The sequence below is a fragment of the Caballeronia arationis genome, from assembly GCF_001544975.2.
GTDB lineage: Bacteria > Pseudomonadota > Gammaproteobacteria > Burkholderiales > Burkholderiaceae > Caballeronia > Caballeronia arationis.
The window spans coordinates 17,748-30,350 of sequence record NZ_FCOG02000073.1 but is presented as its reverse complement, the minus strand read 5'-3'; the positions used below and the strand labels follow the sequence as shown (position 1 = coordinate 30,350).

8 protein-coding genes and 4 pseudogenes are annotated in these 12,603 nt (G+C 57.9%); 6 read left to right on the top strand and 6 right to left on the bottom strand.

Translation table 11 applies throughout. The features are described 5' to 3' along the window. Window positions 1-463 (bottom strand): annotated as a pseudogene (locus AWB81_RS29050) (helix-turn-helix domain-containing protein); the annotation flags it as partial. Window positions 464-563: 100 nt separating this feature from the next. Here AWB81_RS29050 and AWB81_RS29045 point away from each other — a divergent pair. Further along, window positions 564-854 carry a hypothetical protein gene (locus tag AWB81_RS29045; protein ID WP_062640064.1) on the top strand — a complete coding sequence of 97 codons (291 nt, stop codon included), beginning with the start codon at window positions 564-566 and terminating at the stop codon, window positions 852-854. Between the two features lie 974 nt (window positions 855-1,828). On the opposite strand, the pseudogene AWB81_RS29035 reads toward AWB81_RS29045, so the two are convergent. The 5 genes and pseudogenes from AWB81_RS29035 to AWB81_RS47080 all read right to left on the bottom strand — a co-directional run. Next, window positions 1,829-2,461: pseudogene (locus AWB81_RS29035) on the bottom strand (IS6 family transposase); the annotation flags it as partial. 55 nt (window positions 2,462-2,516) lie between these two features. Then, a complete protein-coding gene (locus tag AWB81_RS29030) occupies window positions 2,517-3,251 on the bottom strand; it encodes an IS6 family transposase (protein ID WP_062640058.1) in 735 nt (244 codons plus the stop codon). Between the two features lie 119 nt (window positions 3,252-3,370). Further along, window positions 3,371-4,516: pseudogene (locus tag AWB81_RS48530) on the bottom strand (porin). Between the two features lie 45 nt (window positions 4,517-4,561). Beyond that, window positions 4,562-5,317, bottom strand: coding sequence for a dipeptidase PepE (gene pepE, locus AWB81_RS29020; protein ID WP_062640056.1), 756 nt, complete (start codon window positions 5,315-5,317; stop codon window positions 4,562-4,564). Window positions 5,318-5,351: 34 nt separating this feature from the next. Beyond that, window positions 5,352-5,732 carry an aminotransferase class V-fold PLP-dependent enzyme gene (locus AWB81_RS47080; protein WP_235025952.1) on the bottom strand — a complete coding sequence of 127 codons (381 nt, stop codon included), beginning with the start codon at window positions 5,730-5,732 and terminating at the stop codon, window positions 5,352-5,354. Window positions 5,733-5,747: 15 nt separating this feature from the next. Here AWB81_RS47080 and AWB81_RS47075 point away from each other — a divergent pair. The 5 genes and pseudogenes from AWB81_RS47075 to AWB81_RS29000 all read left to right on the top strand — a co-directional run. Continuing rightward, window positions 5,748-6,320: pseudogene (locus AWB81_RS47075) on the top strand (ISKra4-like element ISBusp5 family transposase); the annotation flags it as partial. Window positions 6,321-7,039: 719 nt separating this feature from the next. Then, on the top strand, window positions 7,040-8,584 hold the full coding sequence (locus AWB81_RS29010; RefSeq protein ID WP_062640050.1) for an HNH endonuclease family protein: 1,545 nt from the start codon (window positions 7,040-7,042) through the stop codon (window positions 8,582-8,584). A gap of 151 nt (window positions 8,585-8,735) precedes the next feature. After that, the gene (locus AWB81_RS47070) at window positions 8,736-9,749 is read left to right on the top strand and encodes a phage integrase family protein (RefSeq protein ID WP_235025951.1); all 1,014 of its coding nucleotides are present in this window, start codon (window positions 8,736-8,738) and stop codon (window positions 9,747-9,749) included. Beyond that, entirely contained in the window at window positions 9,721-10,482 is a 762-nt protein-coding gene (locus AWB81_RS44240) for a tyrosine-type recombinase/integrase (RefSeq protein WP_235025950.1), read from the top strand. Before AWB81_RS47070 ends, AWB81_RS44240 begins: the two co-directional genes overlap by 29 nt. Before the next feature lie 1,365 nt (window positions 10,483-11,847). After that, window positions 11,848-12,573 (top strand): hypothetical protein, encoded by a 726-nt coding sequence (locus AWB81_RS29000; protein WP_144444199.1) that lies wholly within the window; start codon window positions 11,848-11,850, stop codon window positions 12,571-12,573. Window positions 12,574-12,603 lie beyond the last annotated feature (30 nt).

Sequence of the window (12,603 nt, the reverse complement as noted above, 5' to 3'; positions counted from 1 at the left end):
AGTTTCTCGGCGAAGTGCTTGTCGTTCGATACCTTGAAGCTCTCTAACCGATGCGGCTTGAGGCCGTGCGCTTGCCAGATGCGCCGCACGCTCGCCGCACTTACACCGGCCACCGCTGCCATGCTGCGTGTGCTCCAATGCGTGGCGTTATCCGGACGCTGCTGCGTCGTCAGCGCCACGACGGTCTTGACCTTGCGCGCGGAGATCTTCGGCTTGCGCCCGGGTCGAGTCTCATCCCGTTCCCCGTCACCCCGTCAGCGATAAAGCGACCACGCCAGCGCGCCACCGTGCCTCGCCAGATAGCAAGGTCTGCACCGATCTCTTTGTCTGTCTTGCCCTGTGCTGCGAGCAAAATCATCTTGGCGCGCTCCGCGAGTCGAACCGGGATCGTCCGGCCAGTAGCCCACATCTCTAACTGTTTGCGTTGTGCTTCGCTTAACTCAACTTTAGCCGCGATTCTCATTAGTTCTCCCTCCATGAAACCAGAGACTCATAAATCTCGATTAAGTAGCATTATTTATGACGCAGTACACTAGCTCTTTCTAACATCAATGGAGAGCACTATGTCAACTTGGAATGAGATTGCGCTTACCGGGAATGGTACGGAATCGGAACCATGCAGCCTGCACTGGAAGAAGATGAAGTCAACGGATGAGGCGTTCAAAGACTTCCTCATTAATCCGCTAACCGCATTAAGCAGCGATTTATCGGAGGTCGATTCTTCTTGGAGTGTTCAAAGCCAACTGATCGGTCACGAAATTGGCCTTTCGATGGATGCAGTGTTCATAGTCGGGCTGATATATAGGCTGCGCAAGACAGTATTCCTAACCCTTTACAAATATCCTGTCAGTTAGTCCGAGTATGAAGTCCTCTGGTCTCGATCGACTCAAGGTAATTCAAGCCGTGGTAGACGGCATGTTGAAGCGCGGCGTGGCGAGATTGAGCGACTGGTGCTGCACTACGCGCGAGCCGGCGCGGCCGATATCGTCTCGCGAGCCCGAGGTGGCCCCGGCGACCCACACACCGGATAACAGGATCCCTGGCCACGAGTATGTAGTCGTTGATAAGAAGAGCAGGGATCAAAATGAAGGTCGTCGCGGTCCGCATCGACCCAGTCATCGAACAGAGGTTACGCGTGCTGGCGGACGCGACAGGGCGAAGGCAGTCCTTCTTCCTGCAGCAGATGATCCAGGGCGGTCCCCACGCGATCGAAGAAGCGTGGTTGTCGCCCGATACTTTATCGCAGGTCCGAAGGGGTGCTATGCCAGGATATCCTGGCAGAACACGTGCGGCCTCGGATCTGTTCGACCATGGTGATACTGATCCGGCATTGTAGAAGGGGCAGCCACGGGCTTTTGTTAGCAGTTCGGCAAGATCGCGTTCGATTTCGACAGAGAGAAAGAGGATCCGATTAACGAACAAGAACTGATCGACGCGGTTGTGACGATGTCGGGGATGCGCAGGAGCGCCGCTTGACATCTACCGCGCGGCCTCCCCTTACCGCAAACAACTCGGAAAACGCTTGGCGGCGTGGCATCGAATTAGTGAGGTCACCCAAGATGCGTCCTATTTCTGTGAAATGCATGTCCTCTTCGCATTCGCGTTCGAACTCATTAACGTGGCAACGCCCTGACGCGTTATTGCAGCAGATCTCACTTCTCGCCCAACACGCGAAACGGACAATTTCCCCGTCAATCGAAGCCGGAGGTTTCGGTCACCATGCGAGTCGCCATACGGCCCCGCCCCTTGTACTAAGGTTTCCCCACATTTCAAGGGCTCTGGTGCAAATAGCGGAAATGGTGGAAGAGGTTGATTTTGATAGGATGGCTTATTGAGCCGAGAGGACCGCATTCCAAACGGTCGGCGTAGGGGTGTCTTTGAGGTCGAACATCGAAAGATTGAACTGACCCTTGCGAATGCGATGCATCAACTCGATGCCCGAAATCGTGGTCGTGGCGCTCCTGAACCGCTTGAAGCCAAGCATGACCTTCGTCCGGGACTTGATGTTGCGATGGTCTTGCTCGATCAGGTTGTTCAGGTACTTCGAAGATCTGACCGCGGTGCCCGCAGGCAAGAAGCCGTCTGCCTTCATCTCGCGCACGGCGCGGTGCGAGGCCGCATAGCCATCGAGTGTGATGGTTTTCGGTGGCTGCCCCTGATGCTTGATGGCCTTGTTGAAAAATGCTTTTGCTGCTGCCACATCGCGTTTGGCGCGCAGCATGAAGTCTACCGTCTGGCCGGCTCGATCCACCGCCCGATAGAGGTAGACCCACTTGCCGCGGATCTTCAGGTACGTTTCGTCGACACGCCACGACTGTCCTGTGGGCGTGCTAAAACGGTTCCACCGTTTGACAAATTCGGGCGTATAACGCCGCACCCAACGCAGGATCGTCGTGTGCGCGAGTGACAAACCCCGCTCAGCCATCATCTCGACAAGATCCCGCAGGCTAAGCTTGTAGCGGGCGTTGTCACGTTAAAGTGTTGGAGGCGCAAGTTCGCAGGGGATGCACACTTGCTCAGAAAGCGGACGGATCTTGGGCGAGCTCAGTGAAGCGATGCCATGCCGCAAAGCGTTCGCCGAGTTTTTTGCGGTAAAGGGAGGCGCGCATTAGATGTCGCTTGAGCGCGAAGTGCTGCCTGATCGGGCCGAGGCTCGACAGGAACACCTGCGTACGTTCCGGATCGCGGAACCCACGCATACGGCGCTCCCGTTCACGCGTAGGCTGATGACTGTTTTCGGCTCGGTTGTTCAACCGGGCGTTGGCTTTGACGAAGACGTGTTTGACGTTTGCCAGTTCGGGGATTTCGGCTTTCGCGGCGGGATAGCTGCGTAACTGGTCGGTGACGATCTTGCGTGGCACTTCGGGGCAAGAGGCAAGCACGCGCTTGAAAAACCGCTTAGCTGCTGCCTTGTCGCGACGCTTCTGCAGCAGGATATCGAGTTCGGCGCCGTGCTGATCGACTGCCCGCCACAGCAGATAAGGCTCGCCGCGCAACGTCACAAACACTTCGTCCAGATGCCACGTGGTGCCGGGCTTGCGGCGAGCAGTCTTCACGCGATGGGCAAAGCCCGAGCCAAATTTGTCGCACCAGCGCCGAATCGTTTCGTAACTGACGACAACCCCGCGCTCGAACAGTAATTCCTCGATGTCGCGCAGGCTCAATTGAAAGCGGAAATACCAGCGCACGGCGCAGCTGATGACCACCGCCGGAAAGCGGTGGCCGTGATTGAGAGATTTTGTATTCTTCATCGCGCAATCTTACGCGACCGCCCCAGCAACGTGACAACGCCTTGCAGAGACATGCTGTAGTCTATTCCTGTCTTATAAATGGATGGACGCCTGCCCCGCAACGGGGCAGGCCAAATGGATTAGAACTTGTGACGAAGTCCGACGAGCGCAGACACCTGATCATTGCGGCCGTTCAGAGCGGTGCCAGCAGTCGCCTGGGCGTTGGTAGTCGCATTGCCGAACAACCCCGACCAGTTCCCCGAGACATGCTCGTACGCAGCAGCGACGTAGACGTCCGTACGCTTGCTCAGGAGGTAGTCGGCGACGCTGTAGAAGGTCGCACGAGAACCGCTGAATTCGTTCGCGTGGGTATGGTCGTACATGCCAGCCGCGGTGAGGATCCACGCCGGCGTCAGGCGATAGTTCACGCCGAGCGTCCCAAAGTCGTCGCTGCGATGCGTTGCAAACACCGAGTTGATAGCGACTGCCGCGCTCGGCAAGCCGGAAGTCATGCTTGTGATGGACGCAGTGTCTGTGCCGCCATTCGACGAATCAAACCCACCCTCGCGGCTGCTGTGCAGGTAGTTCGCAAAGAGATCTGCGTTACCGAGCGTGAGCTTTACACCACCCATTTAGATATCGGCGTGCCGGCTCTGCGAGTCGTTCGTCTGCTGGGCGTCGGCGATTGCGACAACTGGGCCTCGTGCATATTTGATCCCGAGGCCCATTGAGGAACGCGCGCGCGTGTTGCCGGCGATCCCACCCATTGCATACTGGGCGAGCACCTGCACCGGTCCGTACGTGCCCGTGTAGGTGAGCGCGTTGTCGTAGCGCTGGCCGGTCAGATAAACCTGCCATGAGTTTGTCGGTGCGGCGCCGACGCCCAGCGGATCGACGTAGTACAGCAGGGTGTTCGCTGTCGTGTACTGGCGGCCAAGAGCGAGGTCGCCGTACGTGTCGTTGCCCAGCTTTACAAATGCCTGGCGGCCGAACAACTGGCCCTGCTGATCGAGCTTGCCGCTGTTGATCAGGAAGCCATTCTCGAGCGTGAAGCCAGCGTGCCAGCCGTTGCCAAGATCTTCCTTGCCCAGGAAGCCGAAGCGGCTGCCGGACAGAAAGCCTTCGTTTCCTTGCTGCAATGCGAAGGTCGACTTGCCAGCCGGGTTCGTATTGGTCTGATAGCTCAGCGCTGCATCGACAACGCCGTAGAGCGTCACGCTCGACTGTGCATGCGCGCTAAAGATAGTGCCGATCGAAAGAGTAGGTAGTACTAATTGCTTTTTCATTATTTCTTCAACACCCTGATTTTACCGTCGTGTAGAGAACCTGTTTTAGTTGGCGAATTGCGGCCAATTTGCGAGGTTGGCCGGCCCCGTGATGCGGGTGAGCGCGAATGTCTCATTCTCCGAGAGGTTCGCAATGCTCGAACTGCTGGAGAAGTGCAGTGCGCCGCGTTCACCGAGCACGGTGCCGTTCACTCCGTCCGAAAGCAGCGCTGAGCCCTCAGGCAATGCGAACACCTGCTCGGGCGCGTTGATTTCGAGGAACCCGGCAAGACGTTCTTCGCGGCTTTCACCGTTGTGACCAGCCGGCTTACCGCTGATGAAATGCGGATTGATCTGGAATGGCACGAGTCCAAGAGCTCGCAGCGTCGGCGGCTGCACGATCGGCATGTCGTTGGTCGTGCGGATCGTCGGGCATGCGACGTTGCTGCCCGCGCTCCAGCCAACGTACGGCGTGCCGGCCGCGACTTTTGCGCGGATCGCGTCGACAACGCCCGCGTCGTACATGCGCTTGAGCAGCGCGAAGGTATTGCCGCCGCCAACGGCAATGGCTTCTGCCTGCTCGATCGCGGCGATCGGGCCGGCGCTGCGGTGGATCGATTCGAGCTCATAGCCGAGGCGTTGGAACACGGGCTTGACGATGTCCTCGTAGCTGTCGAAGCTGAACGTCACGCCGGCGAACGGCACGAAGAGCACCTTGCGCGGCTCGTGCTTGAGGAGCGTGTGGATCTGCGCGGTGGCGTGTTCGAGATAACCAAGCTGGTCTTTGCGGGAACTGCTCATCAGAAGGATGCGTTGGGTCATGGCGTGTTCCTGGATTGAATGGGGTTGCCAGCGCTTAGGCGACCGTCTCGCGAATGATGCGCACGACGCGGTCGATCTCGTTGCGCGTATTGAAGTAGTGCAGCGACACGCGCGCCATTGTGCTCACGTCGTATCGCGCGAGGATCGCGTCGGCCATGAAGCTGCCTGCTTCGATGATGCAGTGCTGCGCTTCGAGTGCCGACACGAGCCTGGCAGGATCGACGCCGCGCAGGTTGAACGGCACGATACCGATGCGCTGTGCGACGTGCTTCGGGCCGTAAAGCTCGAAGCCAGGCAGCGTCGAGAACTGCTCGACCGCGTAGGCAGTCAGTTCGGCCACGCGCTCGGCGATCGCATCGATGCCAATTTCCTCGGCGTAGCGCACGGCCGCGCCGAGCGCGAGAATCGCGGGCACGATCGGGCACCCTGCTTCGAAGCGGAATGGGTCCTCGACTGGGCGCACATCGGGCGCATGTTGCGACACGTCGATCAAGCCATCACGCCTCTGGCGTATGGGCAGCTCACGACCAACGGATCGGCATTCGAACTGCGGGATCTGTTCGTCCGCTTCCGCAGCCTCGTCTGGACCGGAGAAACGGTGGGTTGGCAGAAGCACGCAAAAAAGCTGTATCGGCTGCTTGAGCTGCGCGAGAAGCGTGATTCAACCGCGAGCCGCCAAGCCAAGCAAGCGCGCTGCAGGCTCATGAATGTGGTCACTTATCTCCAGAGCAATCTTGAGTCGTTGATCGACTATCGCAGATGGCAGCGCGTGGGTCGGCGAATCTCTACCAGCTTCGTCGAATCGTCGATCAATCGGATAGTTGGCCGACGAATGTGCAAGAGCCAACATATGCGCTGGAGTTGCGCGGGAGCGCACAGTGTCGTGCAAGTGCGCGTTGCCCTCTTGAACCAGGAATTGCACGAGCTCGCTCAGCGGCAGTTTCCATGGATTGGACAGCGACGCGTGTCATGGTCATGGCAAAGAACATCCCAGGATTTTTAACGGCTTCTGTTGAGGTTCGCTATTTCCGCTAACGGGTGCATTAACGCGGCTAATGTGGGTCACCTTGATGAATTTTTTCGACCATACGAACTCAACGCTCCAAGGCTCAGCCAAGGTGTGCCACAGCTAGCAGGCCAGAGGCCTTGTGTGGCAGGGGTTTCATGGCACATGGCTCTTGTCCCGCTATCATCATCGCCACATTAGCGGAATTAGCGCAGAAGCCAACCGCATTGGCGCGATCGACCGCGGTGTTCAAATGATGCAGTTGCGCCAGCGCGACGCGTTTCGCCCATCAAGAATAGAATTTTCAGAAGGAAAATCAAAGACATGCGAAAAAACCATTGGCAGAGTAGACGGGCGCCACTAGCAGCCGGTTCGTAATGCCTCTAAGCCCGCAGCGTAAAAGCCGGACGTAAGAAGTCGCGCATTCCCCAACCCTTTTGAGTTCCGCCTCGGTGAATCCCGACAGCGTATCGACACGACAACTGCAGAATGATTGCGACGCAAACTGGTGTTAGTTGAAAGGTGGAAAAAGGGTGTCAAAAAGAAGAAGAGGATAACGACCTTGGCCGCTTTGCGCTGCAAGCGCAGCATCGAATACGAAGACAGGCTTAAAGACTCGTGTACTAGTGTAAAATACCTCGATGGCATCCAGCTGACTGGTCGCAAAAAGCCTTGGCATTCGATTCATTCGAATAACCTGTACACGAGAGACATTAATGGCACATAAAGTTAACCTTGACGCCTTGATCCCGCGCGAGGATTTTGACGTCAGCGACACAACTATTCCCGCAGTGCAGCCGAGCACCATTCAAATTAGGAATTTAGAACGTGCCGATTTTTTTTACAGCGTTATACGAAAGCCCGATTTTCAGCGTGAAACAAGCGACTGGTCACCGGAGAAAATATGCGATTTTATTCAGAGTTTTATTGATGGAGACTTGATTCCGGCATTGATTCTATGGCAATCGGGCAGCCAAATTTTCGTTATTGACGGTGCACATCGACTCAGCGCGCTCGTCGCTTGGGTTCATAATGACTATGGAGATAAAGAAACCTCCCGGAGTTTCTTCGATGGGATAATACCGGACGATCAAACCGCCGCCGCAGCCTACACGCGCAAGTTAATTGACCGGAAAGTTGGTTCGTATGCGGACCATCAGTTTGCGATTCAAAACCCCGAGAAGATGAAAATAGAGATTGTGGCACAGGCAAAACGCCTTGCCAGTCAATCCGTCCAGCTCCAGTGGGTAAAGGGTGATGCGACGAAAGCTGAAGCTTCTTTCTTCAAAATCAATCAGCAAGCATCCCCTATCGATAAAACGGAATTACGCTTGTTGAAAGCACGGAAACTTCCCAACGCACTTGCGGCTCGGGCCATTGTGCGGTCCGGTACCGGACACAAATACTGGTCGAGTTTCTCTGCCCCCGTAAGATCGGAAGTCGAAGAAATAGCCAAGTACATAAACGACCTGCTTTTCGCTCCCGCTCTCAAAACTCCGATAAAGACGTTAGACCTCCCAGTCGCTGGCAGAGGCTATTCTTCACAGACGTTGCCGCTTGTCTTTGAGTTTGTCAACCTCGCAAACGAAGTAAGAAGTGACGTGTCGCTTCAGGCGGACGGGTCCGGCGAAGAGACCCTTAAGTTCTTGAGAAAGTGCCGGGTGATCGTGAACAGGATATCAGGAAATCACGCATCTTCCTTGGGTCTTCATCCTGCCGTATATTTCTATAGCTCAACGGGGCGCTATCAGCCGACCGCATTCATGGCAGTGATTGCAATGCTAATACATTTTGACAAGACGAGCAAATTTGGAGACTTCACTCGTTCACGACAGGCGTTCGAAACGTTCATCGTTAAACACCGAAAATTCGTGAACCAGGTGACGCTAAAATACGGAAGTGGAGCAAAAGGATACGCTCGGCTAAAAGACCTGTTTCTGTGGTTATTGGATCGTTTGAGCGAAAATCAAAGCGAGGCAACTATTCTGTCCGAGATGAGCAAACATCCTGAATTCTCCTTTTTGCAGCCAACGGAACAGGACGATTTGACTCGGCATGCAGACTTCGGCACCGATGCGAAATCATCCGTGTTCCTTCGCGATGCATTGAAAGATCCTCTCCGCTGTGCAATCTGCGGCGGCTTGATTCATCGAAACTCAATTTCGGTTGATCACATCGTGAGACGGGCAGAAGGCGGGAAGGGAGAAATCGAAAACGGACAACTTACACACCCGTACTGCAATACGACTGTGAAGAATTGACGGACCTCCTTGCGCTCGCATTGTAAATCAGTCGAGTTCCAATAATTCAGTGCATTATTCGAAATCATCAACTGAATTGAATATTGGTGGCGGGGTTACGGGAGGCTCATCGGCGGGGGGCAGCAGGATCCAGCAACGGACCCCTGGCGCGATGGAGCGGCATCTCGGCAAGATGCTCGACACGCTGGTGCAGCTGGCGAGCGCGCACGGCTCGACGGTGCTCGCCGATCACCTGCGCGCGTCGATTAAACAACATGGCCAACCGAAGTTGACCGCGGTCACGTTTCGGATGGTGACCGAAGCGGCGCAGCTGGCGGCGCTTCCGCCGCACCCCGGTCACGCGATCGGCGCGTGGCTGCGGCCACGCGTGGCGCGGCGGCTGAAAGGCGAGGGGATTGCGACGTTGGGTGAGCTCGTCGCGTTCTGCAACCGGCGCGGCGGCAGTTGGTGGCGCTCGATCCCGCGCATCGGTCCGGGTCGCGCACGCGCGATCGTCAGCTGGCTGCGGCGTCAGCAGACCGCGCTCGGTCTGACGGTCGACGCCGACGTCGACTCGGTCGAGCGCGAGGGCGTGCCGCTGGTGGCGGCCGAACTGGTCGAGGTCGTACCGGATCTCGCGTCCGATCACGGGGCGAGCCGCGGGGCGGATCGACTCACGCTCGCGCCACTGGAACGACTGTCGGTGCCGCACACGTTGTCGGGTGCCAACGGCGAAAACCGATCAACCGCGTTCTGTTACATCCAGGCCAATCACGACCTCGCTGTGGTGCGCGCGTACCTGAACCGCTACCGCGATCAGCCGAAAACGCTGCGCACGTACACCAAGGAACTCGAGCGCTTCCTGTTGTGGGCGGTGGTGCTACGCGGCAAGGCGTTGAGTGACCTGCGGGTCGACGACTGTGAGGCGTACAAGGATTTCCTGAAAAGTCCCGACCCCCGTTTCGTCGGCGAGCGCTTCGCCCGCCACTCGCCGCCTTGGCGGCCGTTCGCAAGCGGGGAGCTTTCTGGCAGAGTCGCAGCGTTACGCGGTGCGCGCCCTGCGAGCGGCGTTCACCTGGTGGGTCGATGTGCGGTATCTGGCTGGCAATCCGTGGAAGGCGGTGAACGATCCGGTTGCGATCAAGCGCGAGCGTGCGATGAAAATCGAGCGCGCCTTGCCCGCTAAGCTGTGGCGTAAGCTGCGCGGTGAGCTCGATGCGCGGTCGACGGAAGCGGGCGATAGCCGTTCCACTGCGCAGTGGCGCGCGGTGCGCGCGGCGATTCTGTTGATGGGGGATTCCGGTCTGCGGCGCGAGGAAGCAGCGAGCGCACGGCGCGAAAATTTGCGCCCTTCGTCGTATGGGACGCTCGAGCGGGCGGTGTGGGAACTCACCCTCATCGGCAAGGGGCAGCGGGAGCGCACGGTGCCAGTCAGTGCGGCGACCCTCGTCGCATTGCGCGCGCACTGGGCTGATCGGGCTAAAGATTTCGATGGAGCGGCCGAAGAAGAACAAAAGAACGGGCCGTTGCTTGGCCCCGTCGTCATTCCATGGACCGACGCGTCACGGCGGCGACATCGAGCCGGGGAGAGCGGGGATGGGCAACACGCGAATGAGGCGGGCTACACAGCGGACGGACTGAACCGGCTGATTAGTCGGATGCTCACCGAACTGGTTGAGACGATAGACGACTTGAGCCTCGATGAACGGAGGCGGCTTGGGCAGGCCAACGCCCATGCGTTCCGACACACCTTCGGTACTCAGTCAGTCGCCGACGACGTCCCGGTCGACGTCGTGCAGAAGGTGCTGGGTCACGCGTCGCTGCAGACGACGATCTACGTGCAGGCCGAGAAACAGCGGGTGGTCGAAGAAGTGGCTCGCTACTATGCTGGCGTCGCGGCGCATAAGACGGGGCAATGAGAAGCACATCCGTCGCTGCACGCGTAGCTGAAAGAATATAATCGCTTCCCTGGCGCGCTCCGCGTCGGAACACAGGAAAACGCAATGAATGACAAAGAATTGAACCTGCGCGCGGGACTGGCCGCATTTTCGGATGCCGATCGTGTCGTCCCCGGTCAACCTCGATCAGTTTGATCCGCTCGATTCGCGCGACGATCTGCCAGCATCTCAGCGGTCCTGCTGCTTGGCTCAGTTTGCCGATCGGCCGCATGACTGAGAAGCTTGTCGAAACGATGGACGCATTGAGTCCTGACGAGCGCGCGCAACTCGGCCGTGTGCGCTGCGTTCGTTCGGAAGTATCTTCGCATCGCCCACGTCCTTTCAGAGGGTACTCGTGCGCTTCAAGTCGTCTGGCCGGATCCCTTCGGAAAATTCCCGTGGGGGATGATTTTGACAGTCGTTATACGGTTGCTCAGCCCTCGCTCTATGGGAATCTGCACTAGTCGAAGCCGATGACGAAGCAGCGCGGTACATCGAATTGATCTGCAATTCCCTTCCTTAGTACGCGCTCCGCTTTCCCGTTAAACGTCTTCCGGCGTGCTCCACTGCTGCGGATCCGCGGTATTTCACGACCTGTTGCCCCGCGCCGGTTCGCGCAACGGAATAGGGTACCGCGACTGCGCCCGCGGCGCGCAACAACTTACGCACGGCAGCGGGCTCCGCTCCTTAGCACAGTTGAATCCGCCTTGTCTATCTGACGTTCAATTCGCCTCTTGGTAACATCTCGCGCAAACGCTTTATGGGCCGAATCCGGGTACATCATCACCGTGCAGCAGATGATCTGCGAGCGGTCGGGCTAAAGTTCGCGCTCAAATTGCCGTCATCAACGAACGAGAAGCGTATCTGAAACGCCTCGTGATTTAGCCGGTACACCGCTTTGCGAACTTCTGAGAAAAGAGAAAGTGATCAAAAAACTGCTTGCCTGCCTGACGGGTTGTATCGTCCTTTCGGCATGTGCTCCTCAACTTGCGAGTGCGCCACAGCTAACAGCACGAGCCAATGGCTGATTGACGGGCAGATTAGCCCTGGCTACGAGGGAACGTTCTATCTGAATGGCGAGTTGGCTGCGAAGGGCTCGCTGCGAGACGGTATCGTGCGCGGCATCTACAAGGGGCATCCAGTATCCGTAACATGCAAACACACGAAAGGTCTGTTCAGCACGGACGATGACTGCGATGTCTTTGTCGACCATGAACTGGCGACGCGACTTCATTTCACTAAGAATTACTAAGACGCGCCTTTCCGATTATGTGATGTCGTCGCGCAGCACCGAAGTCATTCATCCCGGAATGTTCGACGTTTCCGCTTCACGGTCATACTGAACTCATGTCCATCAGGTCCTCGTCCCAGTTGCATTTCGTCGATACGCCCGAGCGCGCGGCGACGCTCGAAATAGTCGCCGACAGTCTCTCCGATGCACAGCGCATCACGACGTTGCGGTCGGTGCTTTCGGACTATGCCGCGCATGATGCGAAGGCGCGCGCCAGCGTCTATCTACAACGCGTCCTGAGTTTCGGCTTCGGCGAGCTGACGGTCTCGGACCAGATCGTCGTCGCGGATGCGTCGGACGCGCCGGGCTTGCTTAATGCGCTGCGGATGGCGTTTTCGCGCATCGACCGTGCGCGTGTGCGCTTCGCAGGCGAACTTGATGTGCAGGACGCGGAGCGTGCGGCCCATCTTGAAGACGGTCAGGTGTGGATGATCGATGACGACGAGCAGTGGTATGCATGCAAGACCACATGGTCAGGCGAGCCGTGGCCCGAGGCTGCGTCCACAGCGGCTGGCGACGACATCCAAGAATCTGATGAGTCGGATGAGCGCGACGAAATCGATCCTGCCTGCGAAGTCATAGAGGGCACCGTCACTTCGCGCATGGGTGCGCCCGCTCGATATCGCGCGGCGCGGTCGGATGCGAGCGTGGGCAGTATTCGGCGGCGCATTGAGGCTGTGTTTGGCCTGCCAGAAGGGTCAGTCAACCTGTGCGGGCCAGATGGCCGCGCGCTGCGTGCAGATGCGCGCATCGCGACGCTGCGGCGGCGGTGGGGCGTCTGACGAGCGGCTAATCCCACAACCACGGCGCCT